Below are 21,045 nucleotides of genomic sequence, written 5' to 3'. Positions count from 1 at the left end.
GCGTGAAGAAGCGATGACCGGGTAGGCATCTGACTTCCCTACGCTGGCATTATCCAGATCAGGTAATACGGGTATTTCTCAGCCTTCACAAAGAAGGGCACCCCGAGTCAAATTACTTATAAAACAGCTACTTACGAAATAGCAATTCGTAGTCATGTAGTGTAACCGGGGGGTAACCCGGGTGCAAGGGGTTTTGGGCTGTCCGTTAATCCCCTGTAACGAACAATAAACGACAAGATATTAACTACCCTCTATATGTATACATTATTGTTCAGTTAATTATCCCGCCAGATTTGTTAAGAACACATGAAAAATATTATTTACTCACTGTGCAGAGAAATATTATTTTTATCCATAATGACGCACCGGGAGTGCTTTTATAAGACAGCCCACCTTCTTTCGTATGAAATAAACCCACATATTAATGTAAACATTTATTTTGCAAAATTTTATCTCTGTCAAACACTTAATTTAACTCTCTCATTTACCACCTCATTTTCACCTTAATGTTTACATTAATAACAACCGCAAAATGACTTTCACGCCGTCGGAACTATTCATAATATTTATGACTTAGATCAACATCATTGGTTTGCGTTTAATTGATAGTTTACTCGCGTTACTAAATAAGATTTAGACAACGTTCACCCGTTTTTTAAATCCACAAAACAAAGCGATTCAGCTTCAGTATTTTTCGACAATTAATGATGTGAGCTTTTCAAATGAAATCTATGAATAAAACCTTTATTGCTATTTTTGTAATGGGCGTTGTCTTAGCGGGTACAATGAGCCAGGCTGAAGCCGCGAATACGGTTTGGGACGATCAGCAAATCACTAATATTGTAAATGACCATCAGGATCAGATTACACAAAACAACGCTGATAGCATTAACCGTGATATCGCAACGGATAACCGCTTAACGCAGGTTAATGACGACCTTCAGTCCACAAAATTAGGCGTGTTAGTCGTGGATAAAATGGCTAACGACGCACATCAGAAAGCGTTGCTTGCCGGCGCGCTTGCCGATACCGCCAGTCTGAAAAGTGAGACGGCCCTACAGGGTGTGGCGACTAACGGCGCAGCCATTATCAACCTTCAACACGTCGATAATATTCAGGATAGCCGCCTTACTGCTCTCGAAAATGCACCTAAACCCATCAACGGTACAGATGGAGCGAAAGGTGATAAAGGGGAGACCGGTGCGACTGGCGCAAAGGGCGATAAAGGGGATACCGGCGCGACTGGCGCAAAGGGTGAAAAAGGGGATATCGGTGCAACCGGCGCGAAGGGTGAAAAAGGCGATGCTGGCGCGACAGGCATGAAAGGTGATAAGGGTGATACTGGCGCACAAGGCATTGCGGGAAGAAACGGTCGCGACGGTGTAGACGGTCATAACGGTAAAGATGGTGTGACAACCACCGTGACACAACGACAGCTGGATACGGCTACCCAGGCGAAGGTCGCTAAAAATAGCCTGGCTGTTACTGCCGCCACGCAGGATCTGCAAGCCACCAGGCAGACATTACAGGCAATGAATACTACCACCAGCCAGCAATTTAAATCTCTGCGTGATGAAGTGGACAATAATAAGAAGCAGGCCAATGCTGGTATTTCAGGGGCGATGGAGATGGCGGGTTTGCCACAAGTGCAAACCAATCAACGCGTCATGTTCTCTGCTGGCGGCGCGACTTACAACAGCGAGAGCGCGCTTGCTGTCGGTGCATCCGTTAACTTTAATTCCCATGTCATCGCGAAAGTGAGCTTCTCAGATGATACCGCGAATAATATGGGCGCTTCGGTTGGGATTGGAATGGGCTTTTAAAGCGTAAAACAATCATCGGGACAAATATAAAGCCTCATTTTAGCGGATGAGCATTTCGTTGATACAAAAAGATGTCTAAATATATTTTTATTTCGGTAGCCCTGTATCTGATGCTGATTTCGGTCGGGATCTGGATCGGCGTGATGTATGTCTCCTGGTATTTGTGTCGTTTTTAAGGCGGTAAAATGAAAAAAGTAATGATGTTCGTTATAGGTACTGCGGTGCTTGCAGGTTGTGTCTCGCCTGCGCACGCCATAAACGCCCATTATAGCGCTCAATTAGAGCGTTCGGGATGCACGCAAATGAGCGCTGGCGATGGCTCTTGTGATATCAGCAAAACCAAAGCGGAAAACGCGGCACAACACGAACCAGCGACATCCGTTCACGATCCCCTGCGTGAAGCCTCGTTCTCGTCGGACACGGTTAACGCCACGCTTTCTAACGGCTTTTTTAGCGCCACCGTTAACGGCAAGAAAGCCAGCGTTAAACGCCTGAATGCGAATTTCTATGAGATCCGTGGTAATGGTTTTGTGATATCGCTAAGCCTGGATGAAAACGGTATTACGGACGCGTCGTGGAATAAAACGAAGGGACGCGAACACGGTATTTTACGCGTTAGCCAGAAATAAACAGCGTAAGGAGGCTCACTGCCTCCTTTTCACCTGACAATCGCACGATTTGTCACACTCTTTTGTCTGATTTTACAATGCGGATAAATCATACGTAAGCTACTGTTTTTATTTAGCATAAAGTGCAATCTCCCCCATACAAACGGCGTTCTTCCCTGCCCTGTGCCCTGTGTCACAAAACAGTAAGCAAATTAACCATTGAGCCCGGTGACAAAAGGCTCTATATTGGCGGCGTTTTTTTCAGGCCCCATCTGTTTTTTAACTTTTTATTCAATCGTTGCTCATAACGAAGCGGCGGTTGTAGGAGTGATATGATGACGGATAAAGTCCGTATTGACACCGTAGATGCCCACAAAAGCAACGAAACCTATCTGGCCCGTCAGGCCGAATTTGAATCTAACGTCAGGAGTTATCCGCGCAAATTGCCTTTAGCGATTACGAAAGCAGAAGGCGTGTGGATCACCGATGCAGATAATAAAGAATACCTTGACTGTTTAGCAGGCGCAGGCACCCTCGCGCTTGGACACAATCATCCTGATGTGCTGAAAAGCATCCAAAATGTCATTACCAGCGGCTTGCCGTTACATACCCTGGATCTGACCACGCCGTTGAAAGACGCGTTTTCAGAATACCTGCTCTCTCTGTTGCCTGGTCAGGGCAAAGAGTACTGCCTGCAATTCACTGGCCCGTCCGGGGCTGACGCCGTTGAAGCGGCGCTGAAGCTGGCAAAAAAAGTGACCGGTCGTAGCGGTATCATCAGTTTCTCTGGTGGTTACCACGGTATGACCCACGGCGCACTGTCCGTCACCGGCAACCTGTCTCCGAAAGAAGCGGTTGACGGTATGATGCCAGAAGTCCAGTTCATGCCTTACCCACACGAGTACCGTTGCCCACTGGGTATCGGTGGTGAAGCGGGCGTGAAGGCGCTGACCTACTACTTCGAAAATCTGATTAACGACGTCGAAAGCGGCGTGCGTAAACCTGCCGCGGTGATCCTCGAAGCCGTTCAGGGTGAAGGTGGCGTGAACCCGGCGCCTGTTGAGTGGTTGCAGCGCATCCGTAAAGTCACTCAGGAACACGGTATCCTGCTGATCCTCGACGAAGTCCAGGCTGGCTTTGCCCGTACCGGTAAATTCTTTGCCTTCGAACACGCTGGCATTGAGCCAGACATCATCGTGATGTCTAAAGCAGTCGGTGGCGGTCTGCCGCTGGCCGTGCTCGGTATCAAAAAGCAGTTCGATGCATGGGCGCCAGGTCACCATACCGGTACTTTCCGCGGCAACCAGCTGGCGATGGCTACCGGTCTGACCACGCTGAAGATCCTGAAAGACCAGAACATCGCGGGCAAAGTAGCTGCACAGGGCGAATGGCTGAAAGGCCAGCTGAAAGAGATGGCGAAACGCTATCCGGTGATCGGCCACGTTCGCGGTCTGGGCATGATGATCGGTATTGAAATCGTTAAGCCACATGAAGCCGCCGATCACATGGGTTGCTTCCCGGGCGATGGCGAGCTGTCTGCACTGATCCAGAAGAAATGCTTCGAAGCCGGCCTGATTCTGGAGCGTGGCGGCCGTAACGGTATCGTTCTGCGTCTGCTGCCTTCTCTGCTGATCAGCGATGACGAGCTGAAAGTCTTCCTGGATAAATTCGAGCAGGCACTGCTTGCTGCGGGCGTTAGCCCGGCGTAACCGGAGTTGTTGAATACGATGTCTGATTCAAACCCAATTTTGTTCTCCTCTGCGCAGAGCATTGAAGCTTACCAGCAGGCGATTGAACAAAGCACTCAGGCTGTGATGCAGTGGCTGAAACAGCCTGAGATGTACCAGGGCAAAACGGTCGCGGAGCTGCGCGACCGTATTAAGCTGGATTTCAACCCGAAAGGGCTGGGCAACGAAGCGGCGATCGAACGCGCCGTGGAGTTCTTCCTGAAAGACAGTTTGTCCGTTCATCACCCGCAGTGTGTGGCGCACCTGCACTGCCCAAGCCTGGTGGTTAGCCAGGCGGCGGAAGTGCTGATCAACGCCACTAACCAGAGTATGGACTCCTGGGATCAAAGCCCGTCCGCAACCATCATTGAGATCAAACTGATCGAATGGCTGCGTACCCGCGTGGGTTATCAGGCTGGCGACGCAGGCGTCTTCACCAGCGGCGGCACCCAGAGTAACCTGATGGGGCTGATGCTGGCGCGTGACGCGTTCTTTGCGCGTCAGGGCCACTCGGTTCAGCAGGACGGTCTGACAGGCGATCTGCGTAAGATCCGCGTGCTGTGTTCGGAAAATGCCCACTTCTCCGTGCAGAAAAACATGGCGCTGATGGGTCTGGGCTACCAGTCCGTGGTGCAGGTGAAAACTGACGAATTCTCCCGCATGGATCTCACCGATCTGGCGGCGAAAATCGAACAGTGCAACGCGAACGGCGAGCAGATCCTGGCGATTGTGGCCACGGCCGGTACGACCGATGCGGGTGCTATCGATCCGCTGCGTGCTATTGCTGAGCTGGCTGCGAAACAGAATATCTGGGTGCACGTTGATGCGGCCTGGGGCGGCGCGCTGCTGATGTCTGAGCAGTATCGTCACTACCTGGACGGTATCGAGCTCGTGGATTCCGTCACCCTGGACTTCCACAAGCAGTTCTTCCAGACCATCAGCTGCGGTGCGTTCCTGCTGAAAGAAGCGCGTCACTATGAACTGATGCGCTATCAGGCGGCCTATCTGAACTCTGAGTTCGATGAAGAAGCGGGTGTACCTAACCTGGTCTCCAAATCTCTGCAAACCACGCGCCGTTTCGACGCGCTGAAACTGTGGATGAGCCTGGAAGCGCTGGGTCAGGAGCAATACGCGGCAATCATCGATCACGGCGTGACGCTGGCACAGCAGGTTGCGGCTTACGTGAAAGAGCAGTCTGCTCTGGAACTGGTGATGCAACCCCAGCTGGCAAGCGTGCTGTTCCGATTCCGTCCGCAGGCGCAGATGGATGACGCCGGTATTGCCCTGCTGAACCAGAAAATTGGCGATGCGCTGCTGGAGTCTGGTCGTGCAAACGTCGGTGTGACTGAGCATAACGGTATCACCTGCCTGAAGCTGACCCTGCTAAACCCAACCGTGACGCTGGAGGACGTAAAAATCCTGCTGTCCCTGGTTGAGCGTACCGCGCAGGAAGTAATGGCGAAGTAATGCTTATCCCTCTCCCACCCGGGAGAGGGATTGTTTTTCCCGCGCTAACGCCTTTCCCCTTTTTTCCTCGAAGCATAACCGTATTCATACTGGCTATACCCCGAGCTGTAATACAGCGCTGCGGATTTAACAATATCGTTGAGGATTGTGCCGCTGACCTTCACGCCAACGTGCTGTAACCGTTTAACGGTATTCTCCATCTCTTTCACGCTGGTTTTATCGAAACGGGCAACCATTAGCGTTGTTCCGGCTGCTCTGGCGACCAGCGCGGCATCGGTGACGGCCAGGACCGGCGGTGTATCAATGATGACGATGTCATATTGCTCGTTAACCCAGGACATGACGGAAAGGAATCGTTCGCTTAACAGCAATTCTAACGGGCGCAGGGGTTCCGGGCCGCAGGTGATGACGTCAATTCCCCCTTTTTCAGCATGCTGAATGACCTCCGCTAAGTCGCGTTTCCCTTCGAGCAGGCAGGACAATCCGTGGCGGTTCTCCAGACCAAAAATATTATGAACATAGCCCTGGCGCATATCCGCATCAATAAACAGCACCCGCTGACCGCTCTGCCCGGCGATGGCCGCCAGATTCGTCGCCACCAGCGTTTTTCCGCAGTCCTGCGTGGGGCCAGAAATCATCACAATGCGGTTCTCAGCCTCCATCATGGTGAAATGCAGACTGGTCCGCAGCCCGCGTACTGCTTCAACAAACATATCAGCAGGGCGATCGACGGGCAGGAAAGGCACATCCGAGGTTTTGTGTTTCCAGCGACGAGAAAACGGATTTTTTCTGCGCAACTGCGTTTTACTCCACAGCCACTGTGAACGTGGCAACGTAGCCAGAACCGGCATCCCCTGCGCTTCCAGCTGTTCGGAAAGCGTGATCCCACGTTTGAACGCCTGACGTACCAGCACGGTCCCCATTGAGAACATTAGCCCGAACAGCGCGCCAAGAACGATGATTAACGCTTTACGCGGCTTTATCGGGTCCGGCAGCGTAACAGCCTCATCAATGATCCTCACGTTCCCGACAGCGCTGGAGCGGGAAATATTCAGCTCCTGCTGGCGCGTCAATAGCTGTAAATAAATCGTGCGACCCGACTCAACATCACGGCTCAGGCGTAAAATCTCCTGCTGCGTGGAGGGCATAGCTGACACACGGTTATTGAGACGCTCCCGTTCCCGCTCAAGGGTCTGTCTCTTTTCATGCAATGCACGATAGGTAGGGTGACTTTTTTTAAAGAGCTGGGAGATCTCTGCCTCCCGGAACGTCAGCTCATTTAGCTGATTCTCAACGTTAACAACCTGATCCAGGACAGATTTTGCCTCCAGAGACAGGTCCACCGAGTCTCGCTGCGCCCGGTAGGCATTCAGCCGCGCTTCTGCCTGATCAAGGTCCGCGCTGATTTTCGGCAACTGCGCCTGTAAAAAATCCAGACTACGAGAATCCTGAGCCTCCTGGCGCGCGATATTTTGCTGGAGATAATTTTCAGCAATTGCATTCAGCACCCGGGCGATGCTGTCAGGATCTTCGCCCGTCAGGGTTAAGGTCACGATACCGCTCTGTTTCTCCGATTCCGCAACCGTGAGACGCTTCTTCAGCGCGTTGATCGTCTCAAGCCGCGTCAACGACTTAAGCGAAAATTGCGTGCCTGGCATCGCCTCAATCGACGTCACCAGCAGAACGATCCCTTGCGTAACCAGCGTTTTCCCAACCTGGCCGTCGGCCTCAATGTTTTCGCCCGTCAGGTGATATTTTCCCGCTTCCTGTACGGTCAGCGTGAGCTCTTGCGCTTTGCCTTCCACCTGCGGGATCTGGAGTTCGCCTAACGTGATTTTGCCCTGCTCACGCCCTTGCAGACGCTGCCAGAGACGCCCCACCACAGGCAAAACGCGCTGCTTTGCCTGCTGTGTCAGAGCTAATTTGTCAACGGTCTCGCCGAGGATCATGCGGGATTTCAGCAGTAAAATTTCAGGGGCAACATCCGGCGACACATCGGTGCCCAGCTGGCTCAAACCTTTGAGCAGGTTGTTATCGTGTTTGTTTTCAATTTGCACCATGGCATCCGCCTGATAAACAGGTGGCGCAATCCAGGCATAGAGACCGGCGCACAGGATGAACAGGAACGTCACGCACAGAATCATCGTGCGGTGGTCGATCATCTCGACGAGCAAACGAACGAGATCGACTTCATGTTGTTGGGGTGCCGCTGCACCATAATTGTCTGTTGTGTAAGACGACATTAATGCTTCATTCCTTTCTGACCTAAACGACGTGCCCATTCCTGACTGGCTTTACCCAATAGCCCAAACACATATTCAAACGCTTCCCGGCTTTTACGGTAGGGATCGGGGATCTCCTGCGGCTCCAGCCATTGCCCAAAAAGCAGCGACTTTCCTCGAATCTCCGGCGCCATGGCCGCAATGAAGCGAAGATGTTCCGGCTCCATAACCAGGATAAGATCGGATCCCTGCATCAAATTGCGTGTCAGCCTGCGCGCCACATGACCGTCGAGGGAAATCCCATGCCGCCAGGCTACGTCCTGGGCGCTGTTATCCGCCGGGTGCCCTTCAAGCCCGAATATGCCTGCCGAAGCGATATATCTGTCGGGCAGGTGCTGGCGTAAAAGCCGCTCCCCAATCGGAGAACGGCAGACATTTCCGGTGCAAACCACGAGTATTGATTTGAACATTATTGCGGCCACGATCTGATGTAACGAACCGTTTCGGTAAGGTCATGCATCCCGCTGATGGTCGGAACAAGCTGTGATATCACACGATTCCAGCGGGACAGTGGTGCAGTGGTGACATAGACAATGTCATAGGGCTCAAGCTGAAACTCGGTGCCTAACACCATGGCTGATGCGTCCTGAGCATTGAGCTGGTAGAGGTTGGCAATTTTTTCTGAACGCTCGCTTTTCGGCAGCGAACGAATGACAAAAATTCCGGTGGCATCGGCCATATTCTGGTTCAGCCCACCGGCATTGCCCAGCGCTTCGGCCAGGGTCATGCCGCTGCGATCCATTTTCAGCGTGCTCTGTTTAACGACCTCGCCCATGACGAACACTTTCAGCGCATCGTTACGGGGGACAAACAGAATATCGCCGGGATAGAGCAGCTTATTTTGCGTGAGATCGCCATGCTGCATCAGCGCATATAGCGAGAGGCGCGTGTCCTTCCCATTATGCGTCAGCACGACATTGCGCCAGTCCGCGTCGGCAGAGAGCCCCCCAGCGGCGTTTACGGCATCCATGACCGTTAACGGGATATTGGTAATAGCCTGCTGCCCTGACTTCACCACCTCGCCCGTCACATAGGCTTTTTGTGAGCGAAAAGAGGCGACGCTGACATCCACCTGCGGGCTTTCAATAACATTGTTCAGCCGGGCCGTGATCTCCTCGCGTACCCGTGCGACCGTTTTGCCAGCCACCGGCAATTTACCGACATAGGGATAGAAAAGTGTGCCGTCGGCATTGACCCAGTTACCGGTGTCACTGGCGCTACGATACTGCCCTGCCGGGGTTGTCAGTTCAGGGTGATCCCAGACGGTGACGGTCAGAATATCCCCAACGCCGATACGGTATTCCCAGTTTTTGACCTGTTCATCCAGATTAGGATTTGCCTGAGATTTCAAAACCGATGGCCGCAATTTTTCAATTAACGAAGGCGTAAGAGGATAAACATCAATCCGTTTCTCAAGACGATCATTTGCATCTTCTGCGGCAATTATCTTTTTCCCAGCGAGATCGAGATGCTGGCCAGGGTAAAATACGCAGCCAGATAAGGAGGTAATAATTAAAAATAATATCGATACAACTGTTGTGTTTTTCATTTATTACATAATATCTTTTATAGTAGTGATTATCGTATACAGGATAAAACAGTAACATTTCACTCAAGCACAAGCTGCTGTTATTCAATGAATTAACAGAAACACAAAGAGTATTTATAAAACCACACGACATTCCTTTGGGCAGACTTTACAGCCCTGCATTGTCTTAATCAGGCATTCGGAAAGAGGGTTTCAGGCAATCTTAAATGTTCTATTTGTTGAATGCATGCCTGAATCTTAGTAAATTTGCCTTGAAAATGTTTTTTCAGAATTAATTAATAAACCAATAATTATGTTATCTGTATAAGCTCATACTTATTCGTCGAAGTAATAATTAATGACGGTTGCGACTACACAAAACCGTGCACTTTTGTTACATTTTTTGCAAACTCACCCTGTGAGGATACTTAAAATGAACTGTCTGCCATCCGTTAGCGGATCTGCACACAAAAAGTATCAGTAACGATATGACTGGAGAAAAAATGGCTAAGCGTAAATTGTTGCTTCTGGGTGTATTACTGTCACTGGCGGGGGCCGCGCACGCTGCACCGCAAACATCGACAGCGCCTTCCGGCATCAAGGCCTATGAAGAGCAAGAGTTTATTGCCGATTTTACGAAGTTTAAAATCGGCGACACCGCGCCCGCGCAGTATCAGACGCCTGAGTACACCATCAAACAGTACCAGCTGCGTAACCTTCCCGCGCCCGATGCCGGCACACACTGGACCTACATGGGTGAGAATTATGTACTGATTGGCGATGCCGATGGCAAAATCTACAAAGCCTATAACGGAGATATTTTCTATCACCGCTGATACGATCCTAATCCGTCCGTGGCAGGAGAGCGATCGCCCTTTCCTGCGCACGCTCTTCCTTCACGCCCGACGTGAAGCCTGGCCGTGGCTGGACAGTTCTGCGTGGCAGCTTGAAGATTTTGACGCGGCAACCCTGGACGAAGAGATTTGGGTGGCGGAGCAGGATGGGCACCGACTTGGCTTTGCCTCAGTCTCGACGAACGATAATTTTCTGCACAACCTGTTTGTCGATCCGAACTATCAGAGCCTGGGCGTCGGACATGTGTTGCTTGAACACGTGCAGAAGACGTTTACCAGCACGGGTTCACTCAAGTGTCTGGTGAAGAATGAGCGGGCGGTTGCGTTTTACCAGCGCCACGGCTGGCACATTGAGGCGACGGGAGATTCTCCGGACGGAGAGTATTATTTGATGCACTATCGGCTTGGGTAAAGTCAGGTGGCGCTACGCTTACCTGACCTACAAAATCGAGGTAGGCCGGGTAAGGCGAAGCCGCCACCCGGCACTAACGCGCAGAGGCGTTACACCGCGCGGAAGGCGATTTCACCCGGAATGACTTCGCCCTGCCAGTAAAGCTGCGCCGCAACGCGCCCCGCCAGCTGACGATAGATTTCCGTGAATTCGCTATCCGGACGGCTGACCACCGTTGGCTTACCGCTATCCAGATCTTCACGCAGTGTGATATGCAGCGGCAGTTGCCCCAGCAGTTGCGTGTGGTATTGCGCCGCCAGCTTTTCGGCGCCACCGGTACCAAAGATAGGCTCATGGTGCCCGCAGTTGCTGCAAATGTGCATGCTCATGTTCTCGACGATACCCAGTACCGGCACCTCCACCTTCTCGAACATGACGATGCCTTTTTTAGCGTCGATCAGCGCGATATCCTGCGGCGTGGTGACCACGACGGCGCCGGTAACCGGAATGTTCTGCGCCAGCGTCAGCTGGATATCACCGGTGCCCGGCGGCATGTCCAGTACCAGATAATCGAGGTCAGGCCACATTGTCTCCTGCAACATTTGCAGCAGCGCCTTGCTGGCCATCGGGCCACGCCAGACCATTGCGTTATCGTCCGTGACCAGGTAACCAATGGAGTTGGTCGCCAGACCGTGCGCCACGATTGGCGCCATGTGGGTGCCGTCCGGCGAGGTTGGACGCTGGTTTTCCGCCCCCAGCATGTTTGGAATGGACGGGCCGTAGATATCCGCATCCAGAATGCCGACTTTCGCCCCTTCAGCCGCCAGCGCAAGCGCCAGGTTCACGGCGGTCGACGATTTACCCACCCCGCCCTTGCCCGAGCTGACGGCGATGATGTTCTTCACGCCGTTAACGCCCGGCTGATTTTTCACGCGCTTGAGCGTGGCGATGCTGTGGCTTAGCTTCCAGTCAATTGCTTTTGCGCCGGTAATGCGCAGCAGCTCAGAGCTGGTTTGCTCTTTCAGGGCATCAAAGGCGCTGGTCCAGACGAACGGCATCTGTAGCTCAATGTGCAGCGTATCGTCCAGCCATGCGACGTGATGAAGCGCTTTCAGCGTCGTGAGATTGTGCTTCAGGGTTGGATGCTGAAAATTAGCCAGCGTCCCGGCGACCATTGCTCGTAAGGCTTCCGGTGATTTGGCCTGGGATTGAGAACTCATCCCGACTCCTTTGTTCTTGTGAATAAGACCTTAGACAAACAAGTTTACCTGAAAGGCCGCGGTTTGTGCTTACTTAATAATGCCCCTTTTGGTAATATCGAAAACCCTTTTCACAGTTAAAAGAAGTAATGCCTACTATGACTCAAGTCGCGAAAAAAATTCTGGTAACGTGCGCCCTGCCGTACGCCAACGGCTCAATCCACCTCGGCCACATGCTGGAGCATATCCAGGCTGATGTCTGGGTCCGTTACCAGCGAATGCGCGGCCACGAGGTGAACTTCATCTGTGCGGACGATGCCCACGGCACGCCGATCATGCTGAAAGCGCAGCAGCTGGGCATTTCCCCGGAACAGATGATCGCCGAAATGAGTCAGGAGCATCAGACCGATTTTGCTGGCTTTGACATCAGCTATGACAACTATCACTCCACGCACAGCGACGAAAACCGCGAGCTGTCAGAGCTGATCTACACCCGTCTGAAAGAGAACGGTTTCATTAAAAACCGCACCATCTCTCAGCTGTACGATCCGGAAAAAGGCATGTTCCTGCCGGACCGTTTCGTCAAAGGCACCTGTCCGAAATGTAAATCCCCGGACCAGTACGGCGATAACTGCGAAGTATGCGGCGCAACCTACAGCCCGACCGAGCTTATCGAACCGAAGTCCGTGGTCTCCGGCGCGACGCCGGTGATGCGTGACTCCGAGCACTTCTTCTTCGACCTGCCGTCGTTCAGCGAAATGCTGAAGGCGTGGACCCGCAGCGGTGCGTTGCAGGAGCAGGTGGCGAACAAAATGCAGGAGTGGTTCGAATCCGGTCTGCAACAGTGGGATATCTCCCGCGATGCGCCATACTTTGGCTTCGAAATCCCGAACGCGCCGGGCAAATATTTTTACGTCTGGCTTGATGCGCCGATTGGCTACATGGGGTCGTTCAAGAATCTGTGTGACAAGCGCGGCGACACCGTAAGCTTCGACGAATACTGGAAGAAAGATTCCGATGCCGAGCTGTATCACTTCATCGGTAAAGACATCGTTTACTTCCACAGCCTGTTCTGGCCAGCAATGCTGGAAGGCAGCAACTTCCGCAAGCCGACCAACCTGTTCGTACATGGCTACGTAACGGTGAACGGCGCGAAGATGTCTAAATCTCGCGGGACGTTTATTAAGGCCAGCACCTGGCTGAACCACTTTGACGCGGACAGCCTGCGCTACTACTACACCGCGAAGCTCTCTTCCCGCATCGACGATATCGACCTGAATCTGGAAGATTTCGTGCAGCGCGTGAACGCGGACATCGTCAACAAGGTGGTGAACCTGGCGTCCCGTAACGCAGGTTTTATCGCCAAACGCTTTGACGGCGTGCTTTCTGCCGAACTGGCCGATCCTGAGCTGTATAAAACCTTCACCGACGCCGCCGCTGCGGTTGGCGAAGCCTGGGAAAGCCGTGAATTCGGTAAAGCCATTCGCGAAATCATGGCTCTGGCAGACGTGGCCAACCGCTATGTGGACGAGCAGGCGCCGTGGGTGGTGGCGAAACAGGAAGGCCGCGACGCCGACTTGCAGGCGATCTGCACCATGGGTCTGAACATGTTCCGCGTGCTGATGACCTGGCTGAAGCCGGTTCTGCCGCAGCTGGCAGCCCGCGCGGAAGCATTCCTGAACACCGAACTGACCTGGGATGCCATCCAGCAGCCGCTGCTCGGCCACAAAGTGAACACCTTCAAGGCGCTGTATAACCGCATCGAGATGAAGCAGGTTGACGCGCTGGTGGAAGCATCCAAAGAAGAGGTGAAAGCGGCTGCCGCACCGGTGACCGGCCCGCTGGCGGACGATCCGATTCAGGAGACCATCACCTTTGATGATTTCGCCAAAGTCGACCTGCGCGTGGCGCTGATCGAAAACGCGGAGTTCGTGGAAGGTTCTGACAAACTGCTGCGTCTGACCCTGGATCTGGGCGGCGAGAAGCGTAACGTCTTCTCCGGCATTCGTTCCGCGTATCCCGATCCGCAGGTGCTGATTGGTCGTCAGACCGTGATGGTGGCAAACCTGGCGCCGCGCAAAATGCGCTTCGGCATCTCTGAGGGGATGGTGATGGCCGCAGGCCCGGGCGGGAAAGATATCTTCCTTTTAAGCCCTGACGAAGGCGCGAAGCCGGGTCAGCAGGTGAAGTAATAAAAAAGCCGGATAAGAATCCGGCTTTTTTTTGCCCGGCGGCGCTACGCTTGCACGGGCCTACGGGTTTTGTAGGCCGGGTCAGGCGAAGCCGCCACCCGGCTAAAATCACCCCTTCTGGTTATGCACCCGCTGCGTCAACCCACGCAGGAAATAACGCAGAAACTGATCCCCACACCCGCGGTAATTCTTATGATCCGGCGCGCGCATCATGGCGGTGATTTCCGGCATCGACACGCGAAATTTCTGCTCGGTCATGATCGCCAGAATGTCGTCAGTTTTCAGGGAGAAAGCAATACGCAGCTTTTTCAGCACCGTGTTGTTATTCACCCGACGCTCCAGCGCCAGCTCAGGCGCAGATTCATCTTTGCCGCGCTTGTCGTAGATCAGGCCATTCAGAAAGCCCGACAGAATAATGTCCGGGCAGCGAACAAAACCCTCTTCATCTTCTTTAGTCATCCAGGTGTCGAACCCGGCGGACGTGGATTCCATGTCGGAGAGCGCAAGAATGCGCACCATGTCATTATTGTTCGCTTTCAGGGTGTAGCGCAGGCTACGAAGAATATCGTTACTTAGCATAGAGCCTTCGAATGTCGATGATGCAATGGCGCGCAGTGTACCAGTTTTACAGCCCTATCGCCTCTTTCAAACTTTTCAGGTAGCGACGACTGACGGGAACGGTTTGCCCGGCACGTAACACCAGCTCGGCCTGGCCGTTATCTTCCAGACGGATCTCTTTCAGGTGCGCCATGTTCACCAGATACTGACGATGGCAGCGGATTAGCGGCGTGCGGCTCTCCAGCGTGCGCAGGGTCAGCTCGGTAAAGCCTTCGTTACCTTCAGCGCTGGTGACGTATACCCCGCTCAGACGGCTGCTGACAAAGGCAACGTCGTCCATTTGCAGGAGGTAAATCCGGCTGTGCCCGGTACAGGGTATAAACTTCAGGGGCTGCTGATGCTCCGGCAGCAGCGTCACGTCCTGCACGGTACGCTCCTGATGCAGGCGGGTCAGGGTCTTTTCAAGGCGTTTCTCTTCAATCGGCTTCAGCAGATAATCAAATGCGTGCTCTTCAAACGCCTTTACCGCGTACTCATCAAAGGCCGTCAGAAAGACGATATAGGGACGGTGCTCCGGGTCGAGCATGCCGACCATCTCCAGCCCGCTGATGCGCGGCATCTGAATATCGAGGAACAGCACGTCCGGGCGCAGTTTATGCACCGCACCGATGCCTTCAATCGCATTGGCACATTCCCCCACAACCTCGATATCACTCTGCTCCTGCAACAGAACACGCAGGTTTTCCCGTGCTAACGGCTCATCATCGACAATCAGCACTCTTAACATGCGTTCTCCTCCAGCGGCAATCGTAAAGTAATTCGGGTATAGCGGTCTGGCTCACAGGCGACGGTGATACCGCAGTCGTCACCAAAATGCGCGCGCAGGCGTTTATCCACCAGGCTCATGCCCAGACCGCCTGACGCGGAAGCTTCATATAGCCCCGCGTTGTCTTCAATATCCAGCACCAGATGGTGGTTAAAACGGGAAGCGGAAATCATAATCTCTCCACTTCCCAGCAGCTGCGACGTCCCATGCTTAATGGCATTTTCTACAATCGGTTGCAGGGTAAAGGCCGGAAGATGCTGATACGCCAGATCGTCCGGGACGGATAACGACACCTGTAAACGTGACTGGAAGCGCGCTTTTTCAATTTGCAGATAGGCGTTTACATGCTCAATCTCGTCCGCGAGGGTGACGATCTCCGAGGGTCGCTTCAGATTTTTGCGGAAAAAGGTCGAGAGAAATTGCACCAGCTGCGCGGCCTGATCGCTGTCGCGGCGGATCACCGCCTTCAGCGTGTTGAGCGCGTTAAACAGGAAATGCGGGTTCACCTGAGCGTGCAGGAGCTTAATTTCTGACTGCGTCAGCAGCGCTTTTTGCCGTTCATACTGCCCCGCCAGGATTTGCGCCGAAAGCAGCTGGGCGATCCCCTCCCCCAGCGTGCGGTTGATGGAGCTGAACAGGCGGTTTTTGGCTTCGTAAAGCTTAATAGTGCCCATGACGCGCTGGTTTTCACCCCGCAGGGGAATGACCAGCGTAGAGCCGAGTTTGCACTGCGGATGCAGGGAACAGCGGTACGGCACTTCATTTCCGTCGGCATACACCACTTCACCCGTTTCAATAGCGCGCAGGGTATAGGCCGAGGAGATCGGTTTGCCCGGCAGATGGTGGTCGTCGCCGGTACCGGTAAACGCCAGCAGCTTCTCGCGATCGGTAATCGCCACAGCTCCGATATCCAGCTCTTTATACAGCACCTGCGCCACCTTCATACTGTTCTCCTCGTTGAATCCCTGCCGCAGGATCCCTTCCGTCGACGCCGCAACTTTTAAGGCGGTGGCAGAAAATGCCGAGGTGTATTTTTCGAACATGGCGCGTTTGTCGAGCAGAATGCGCATAAACAGCGCCGCACCTACGGTATTGGTGACCATCATCGGTGCGGCAATGCTGCTGACCAGATGTAACGCATCGTCAAACGGGCGCGCGATCAGCAGGATGATCGCCATCTGCGCCATTTCCGCCACGAAGGTAATCGCCCCTGCGGTAAAGGGACTGAACACTTTATCCGGGCGACCGCGCTTAATCATATAGCTGTGGACGAGACCACCGAGCAACCCTTCGACGATGGTGGAGATCATGCAGCTCAGCGCCGTCATACCGCCCATCGAATAGCGGTGCAGGCCGCCGGTTAACCCCACCAGACCGCCGACAACCGGGCCTCCGAGCAGCCCGCCCATTACCGCGCCGATGGCGCGCGTATTGGCGATGGAATCTTCGATATGGAGACCAAACCAGGTCCCCATAATGCAGAATATGGAAAATACGACGTAGCAGAGGAATTTGTGCGGCAGACGGACGGTGACCTGCATCAGCGGGATAAACAGGCGCGTTTTGCTCATCAACCAGGCGATGACAAGGAACACGCACATCTGCTGAAGCAACAGCAGCACCAGATTAAACTCGTACATACTCACAAACCGCACATTCTAAAAACGCGTAACATACACTGATAGCGGTTAACTTTCTTTGAAACGTGCCAAAAAAGCGATAAATCGTGTCCGCCATCACACCTTTTGCCGGAGATAACCTGTCTTTCGTATAATTTGTACAAAAAAGAATCAAATCTTCCTGGTTCCGCAAAGTGGGTCTACAGTTAAGCTGGGGACGCGCAAGCCTGGGGGCGAAAATGGCGCTTTACACAATAGGTGAAGTGGCACTCCTGTGTGATATCAATCCCGTTACGCTACGGGCGTGGCAGCGACGGTATGGATTGCTTAAGCCGCAAAGAACGGACGGCGGGCACCGCCTGTTTAACGATGCGGATATTGACCGGATCCGCGAGATCAAAAGCTGGATCGACAATGGCGTACAGGTCGGCAAGGTAAAATCGCTTCTGAGCCAGGACGATCCAGATACGCAACTTCTCTGGCGCGAGCAGCAGGAAACGCTGCTGAGGCTGTTGCAGAGTGGCAATTTGCAGCGTTTGCGCGGCTGGATCAAAGAACAGGGTCGAGACTACCCGGCGCAAACCTTGATCACCCATCTTTTTATTCCCCTACGGCGTCGGCTTCAGTGTCAGCAAACCACCTTACAGGCACTGCTCAGCATGCTTGATGGCGTGCTGATTAACTATATTTCCGTCTGTCTTGCCTCAGCGCGGAATAAAAACAGCAAAGATGCGCTGGTGATCGGCTGGAACGTACACGATACCACCCGGCTGTGGCTCGAAGCCTGGATTGCCACCCAGCAGGGCTGGCGCGTTGACGTGCTTGCCCACTCCCTGGCCCAGCTCAGACCGGAACTGTTTGAGGGACAGACGCTGCTGGTCTGGTGCGGCGAAGTCCCCTCCCCTTCCCAGCAGCAGCTCCTGACGGAATGGCGCGAACATGGTTATCCCGTTTACTCGCTGGGGCCAAATGCGTCGTAACGGCATTTAATGGTTCATTAACAGCTGCGCTTCACCGTATAATTGTTCCGTTAACAACAGGAGCACATGATGAAGGCAACGAAACTGGCCGTAATTACCCTCTTTGCACTGATGGCCATCAGCGGTATCGGTGGCGTTATGCTTGCAGGTTATTCATTTATTGTTCGCGGCGGTGTTGGCTGAGGTATCCGGCCAGGCGTTCAAACAGGCGATCCACCACAATCGCCGCCAGCGCAACCAGAACCGCCCCCTGAATAATGTAAGCCGTATTAAACCCGCTTAACCCGATAATGATCGGCGTTCCCAGCGTATTGGCTCCGACCGTCGAGGCGATGGTTGCCGTACCAATGTTGATAATCACGGACGTTCGCACGCCGGCGATAATCACCGGTGCGGCCAGCGGCAGTTCGACCTTCACCAGCCGCTGCCAGGCGCTCATCCCCATCCCTTCCGCTACGCTCAGCACCGATGCAGGCACCGCCGCAATCCCCGCCAGCGTCCCTTGCAGAATGGGCAACACGCCGTACAAAATCAGCGCAATGATGGCAGGCTCCTGCCCAAAACCGATCGCCGGCACGGCAATCGCCAGCACGGCCACCGGCGGGAAGGTCTGCCCCGTTGCGGCGATGGTCTCCACCAGCGGACGAAACTCCCTGCCCGCGGGTCTCGTCACCGCAATCCCGGCGCCTGTGCCCAGCACGATGGCAATCACGCTTGACACCGCCACCAGCCAGAAGTGCGCCAGGGTGAGATTAACAAAGCTCTCCTGCTGGTACACCGGGCGCGGCAGCCCGGGAATAAGCGCATTAAACAGCGCCGCGCTGTGCGGCATCAGGTAGAGTAAGGCGATAAACAGCCCTGTCAGCCAGAGTAACGGATCACGGACCCACTTCACACGTCACCTCCCCCGCCAGCAGATCGCGAAAATGGATCGTCCCGCATGGCGTCCCCTGCCCGTCCGCAACGGGTAATACCTCGCACTGCCGGGCGACAAACGCCGACAGGGCATCGCGCAGGCTCATCCCATCGTGCAGCGGTTCACCACCGATTTGCGCATCCTGCGGACGCAGATAGTCCCTGACGGTGCGCAGCGAGAGCAGCCTGACGCCCAGCTCGCTGCGGCCAAAAAATTCACGCACAAAATCATTCGCCGGCGAGGTTAACAGCTCAAGCGGCGTACCCTGCTGGACGACTTCGCCGTGATCCATCAGTATCAGACGATCGGCCAGCCGCAGCGCTTCGTCGATATCATGCGTCACCAGCACGATGGTGCGCCCTAGAATACGGTGGATGCGACTCATCTCCGCCTGAAGTGCGCCGCGGGTGACCGGATCCAGCGCGCCGAAGGGCTCATCCATCAGCAGCACCTGCGGGTTAGCGGCCAGCGCGCGCGCCACCCCGACCCGCTGCTGCTGTCCGCCGGAAAGCTGGTGCGGATAGCGGTCGCGAAGCGACGCGTCCAGGCCCAGCAGCGCCATCAGCTCGTCGACACGCTCATTGATCTTCCCCCGGGACCATTTTTCCAGCTGTAGCACGGTGGCAATGTTCTGGGCCACCGTCCAGTGGGGAAACAGGCCGATGGACTGAATGGCGTAGCCCATACGCCGCCGCAGTTCCAGCACCGGCAGGCTGCGGATCTCCTCTCCGGCAAAGCGAATCGTCCCGCTGTCATGTTCCACCAGCCGGTTGATCATCTTCAGCGTCGTCGATTTTCCCGACCCCGACGTCCCGATCAATACCGAGAACGCCCCCTCGGCAAAATGCAGATTGAGGTGGCTTGCCGCCGGACGGCCCGCAAAGGTTTTACTCACATCATGAAATTCAATCATTGGCTCTTCTCCTGAGCAGCGCGAGCCACAGGGCAAACAATGCATCCAGTACGACCGCCAGCGCAATCGTGGGCACAACACCCAGCAGCACCAGATCCAGCGCGCTGCTCAGCAGCCCCTGGAACACCAGTGCCCCAAAGCCGCCCGCCCCGATCAGCGCGGCAATCACCGCCATCCCCACGGTTTGCACCGTCACCACCCGCAGGCTGCGAACCAGCAGCGGAAGCGCAAGCGGCAGCTGTATTTTCCAGAAACACTGGCGCGCACTCATCCCCATCGCATGGGCGCTTTCCAGCACGTCAGGCGGAACCTGGCTTAACCCCGCCACCACGCCGCGCACCAGCGGCAGCAGCGCATACAGCACAAGGGCGAAAAGGGCAGGCGTCAGCCCGGTTCCGGCAATGCCTGCCGCGGCCAACGCAGGGAAGGATTTCACCAGACCGGCCAGGGGGGCAATCAGCAGGCCAAACAGCGCAACGGAGGGGATGGTCTGAATAACGTTGAGCACGGTAAAGACGGCACCCTGGCGGCTGGGATGCCGGTAGCACCCGATGCCCAGCGGCACGCCCAGCAGCAGCGCCGGGATCAGAGTCCCGAACAGGATCGTCAGATGTTGCGCCAGCGCGTTGTCAAACACCTCCTGGCGGTTGGCGTACTCTTTTAACAGCGAGAGTTGATTCAGATCGCCGCTGAAGAGGATCAGCAGAGGGATGACCCAGAATTGCGCGTTCAGCAGCCAGCGCCAGACGGGTAGCGGCGTGAGACGGCGAATGGCATCGCTACAGACCAGCAGACAAAGTGCCAGCCACAGCCACAGCCCGCTGCCAATCGACGTGCGCGCCAGCGGGCTTTCAACCGAGGCCATCTGCGTTGCCGCCTGTCCCGCGCTCCAGAACAGCACGATAAACAGTGCTTCGCTGAGCAGAAGCGTCAGCCAAAGGGCGGCTCGCCCTGGCCAGAAGGCTAAGGCTACAGTACTCGCCAGCGCCGCGCCCAGCAGTAGCGGCGTAAATGACCAGATCTGCCAGAGCGCGCGCGGTTCGCCCGACACCAGACGGTTTGGCGCGACATTTACAAAGGGTAACGCGACCGCCGCAATGGCCACACAGGCCAACAGCAGCAGGACGCGGTTATGACATTTTATTGGCACAGCCTTGTCCCG

General features: G+C 54.5%; 19 protein-coding genes and 1 riboswitch. Of the genes, 9 read left to right on the top strand and 10 right to left on the bottom strand.

Features of this window, described 5'->3' with window-relative positions:
• Window positions 1-18: 18 nt before the first annotated feature.
• A riboswitch (TPP riboswitch) is annotated at window positions 19-115 on the bottom strand.
• A 616-nt stretch (window positions 116-731) separates the two neighbouring features.
• From ACOTY5_RS17550 to ACOTY5_RS17535, 4 genes are all read left to right on the top strand, one after another.
• Window positions 732-1,823, top strand: coding sequence for a YadA-like family protein (locus ACOTY5_RS17550; RefSeq protein WP_074132662.1), 1,092 nt, complete (start codon window positions 732-734; stop codon window positions 1,821-1,823).
• A 185-nt stretch (window positions 1,824-2,008) separates the two neighbouring features.
• Entirely contained in the window at window positions 2,009-2,452 is a 444-nt protein-coding gene (locus ACOTY5_RS17545; RefSeq protein WP_045141679.1) for a hypothetical protein, read from the top strand.
• Between the two features lie 311 nt (window positions 2,453-2,763).
• The gene (locus ACOTY5_RS17540; protein ID WP_015572345.1) at window positions 2,764-4,140 is read left to right on the top strand and encodes a diaminobutyrate--2-oxoglutarate transaminase; all 1,377 of its coding nucleotides are present in this window, start codon (window positions 2,764-2,766) and stop codon (window positions 4,138-4,140) included.
• Between the two features lie 18 nt (window positions 4,141-4,158).
• Window positions 4,159-5,625 carry a pyridoxal phosphate-dependent decarboxylase family protein gene (locus ACOTY5_RS17535; RefSeq protein ID WP_023304100.1) on the top strand — a complete coding sequence of 489 codons (1,467 nt, stop codon included), beginning with the start codon at window positions 4,159-4,161 and terminating at the stop codon, window positions 5,623-5,625.
• A 44-nt stretch (window positions 5,626-5,669) separates the two neighbouring features.
• Here ACOTY5_RS17535 and ACOTY5_RS17530 read toward each other — a convergent pair whose 3' ends face one another.
• Genes ACOTY5_RS17530 through ACOTY5_RS17520 form a run of 3 tightly spaced genes read right to left on the bottom strand, consistent with a single transcriptional unit; the run spans window position 5,670 to window position 9,456 of the window.
• Window positions 5,670-7,868, bottom strand: a complete 2,199-nt coding sequence (locus ACOTY5_RS17530) for a polysaccharide biosynthesis tyrosine autokinase (RefSeq protein ID WP_062934047.1) — start codon at window positions 7,866-7,868, stop codon at window positions 5,670-5,672.
• Window positions 7,868-8,317 carry a protein-tyrosine-phosphatase gene (locus ACOTY5_RS17525; protein ID WP_045141681.1) on the bottom strand — a complete coding sequence of 150 codons (450 nt, stop codon included), beginning with the start codon at window positions 8,315-8,317 and terminating at the stop codon, window positions 7,868-7,870. Before ACOTY5_RS17525 ends, ACOTY5_RS17530 begins: the two co-directional genes overlap by 1 nt.
• Entirely contained in the window at window positions 8,317-9,456 is a 1,140-nt protein-coding gene (locus ACOTY5_RS17520; protein WP_045141682.1) for a polysaccharide export protein, read from the bottom strand. Before ACOTY5_RS17520 ends, ACOTY5_RS17525 begins: the two co-directional genes overlap by 1 nt.
• 482 nt (window positions 9,457-9,938) lie before the next feature.
• Here ACOTY5_RS17520 and ACOTY5_RS17515 point away from each other — a divergent pair, with 482 nt between their 5' ends.
• Window positions 9,939-10,271, top strand: a complete 333-nt coding sequence (locus ACOTY5_RS17515; RefSeq protein ID WP_017383366.1) for an RcnB family protein — start codon at window positions 9,939-9,941, stop codon at window positions 10,269-10,271.
• Entirely contained in the window at window positions 10,222-10,701 is a 480-nt protein-coding gene (locus ACOTY5_RS17510; RefSeq protein WP_015572340.1) for a GNAT family N-acetyltransferase, read from the top strand. Before ACOTY5_RS17515 ends, ACOTY5_RS17510 begins: the two co-directional genes overlap by 50 nt.
• An 89-nt stretch (window positions 10,702-10,790) precedes the next feature.
• Here the strand turns inward: ACOTY5_RS17510 and apbC are convergent, their stop codons facing one another.
• Window positions 10,791-11,900 (bottom strand): iron-sulfur cluster carrier protein ApbC, encoded by a 1,110-nt coding sequence (gene apbC / locus ACOTY5_RS17505; RefSeq protein ID WP_017383367.1) that lies wholly within the window; start codon window positions 11,898-11,900, stop codon window positions 10,791-10,793.
• A gap of 137 nt (window positions 11,901-12,037) precedes the next feature.
• Here apbC and metG point away from each other — a divergent pair, with 137 nt between their 5' ends.
• Window positions 12,038-14,071 (top strand): methionine--tRNA ligase, encoded by a 2,034-nt coding sequence (gene metG, locus ACOTY5_RS17500; RefSeq protein ID WP_015572338.1) that lies wholly within the window; start codon window positions 12,038-12,040, stop codon window positions 14,069-14,071.
• 108 nt (window positions 14,072-14,179) lie between these two features.
• Here metG and ACOTY5_RS17495 read toward each other — a convergent pair whose 3' ends face one another.
• The 3 genes from ACOTY5_RS17495 to ACOTY5_RS17485 are packed head-to-tail and all read right to left on the bottom strand — an operon-like array spanning window position 14,180 to window position 17,095.
• Complete coding sequence (locus tag ACOTY5_RS17495; RefSeq protein WP_045141683.1) at window positions 14,180-14,650, bottom strand: DUF1456 family protein; 471 nt, start codon at window positions 14,648-14,650, stop codon at window positions 14,180-14,182.
• A 46-nt stretch (window positions 14,651-14,696) separates the two neighbouring features.
• Entirely contained in the window at window positions 14,697-15,416 is a 720-nt protein-coding gene (btsR, locus tag ACOTY5_RS17490; protein ID WP_015572336.1) for a two-component system response regulator BtsR, read from the bottom strand.
• Window positions 15,410-17,095 (bottom strand): sensor histidine kinase, encoded by a 1,686-nt coding sequence (locus ACOTY5_RS17485; RefSeq protein WP_017383370.1) that lies wholly within the window; start codon window positions 17,093-17,095, stop codon window positions 15,410-15,412. The genes btsR and ACOTY5_RS17485 overlap by 7 nt, the downstream gene beginning before the upstream one ends.
• 218 nt (window positions 17,096-17,313) lie before the next feature.
• On the opposite strand from ACOTY5_RS17485, the gene mlrA reads away from it, so the two are divergent.
• Window positions 17,314-18,054 carry an HTH-type transcriptional regulator MlrA gene (gene mlrA, locus ACOTY5_RS17480; RefSeq protein ID WP_045141684.1) on the top strand — a complete coding sequence of 247 codons (741 nt, stop codon included), beginning with the start codon at window positions 17,314-17,316 and terminating at the stop codon, window positions 18,052-18,054.
• A gap of 69 nt (window positions 18,055-18,123) precedes the next feature.
• Window positions 18,124-18,237, top strand: a complete 114-nt coding sequence (locus ACOTY5_RS17475) for a protein YohO (protein WP_017383372.1) — start codon at window positions 18,124-18,126, stop codon at window positions 18,235-18,237.
• Here ACOTY5_RS17475 and ACOTY5_RS17470 read toward each other — a convergent pair.
• Genes ACOTY5_RS17470 through ACOTY5_RS17460 form a run of 3 tightly spaced genes read right to left on the bottom strand, consistent with a single transcriptional unit; the run spans window position 18,212 to window position 21,033 of the window.
• Window positions 18,212-18,949, bottom strand: a complete 738-nt coding sequence (locus ACOTY5_RS17470; RefSeq protein WP_017383373.1) for an ABC transporter permease — start codon at window positions 18,947-18,949, stop codon at window positions 18,212-18,214. The genes ACOTY5_RS17475 and ACOTY5_RS17470 overlap by 26 nt on opposite strands.
• The gene (locus ACOTY5_RS17465) at window positions 18,933-19,883 is read right to left on the bottom strand and encodes an ABC transporter ATP-binding protein (RefSeq protein WP_032648897.1); all 951 of its coding nucleotides are present in this window, start codon (window positions 19,881-19,883) and stop codon (window positions 18,933-18,935) included. The genes ACOTY5_RS17470 and ACOTY5_RS17465 overlap by 17 nt, the downstream gene beginning before the upstream one ends.
• Entirely contained in the window at window positions 19,876-21,033 is a 1,158-nt protein-coding gene (locus tag ACOTY5_RS17460) for an ABC transporter permease (RefSeq protein WP_045141685.1), read from the bottom strand. The genes ACOTY5_RS17465 and ACOTY5_RS17460 overlap by 8 nt, the downstream gene beginning before the upstream one ends.
• Window positions 21,034-21,045: the final 12 nt, after the last annotated feature.

This window comes from Enterobacter cloacae complex sp. SHL018 (assembly GCF_049237905.1).
GTDB classification, from domain to species: Bacteria; Pseudomonadota; Gammaproteobacteria; order Enterobacterales; family Enterobacteriaceae; genus Enterobacter; species Enterobacter hormaechei_C.
Note: the sequence above shows the minus strand (reverse complement) of the source record. Positions and strands in the feature narration are given on the sequence as shown.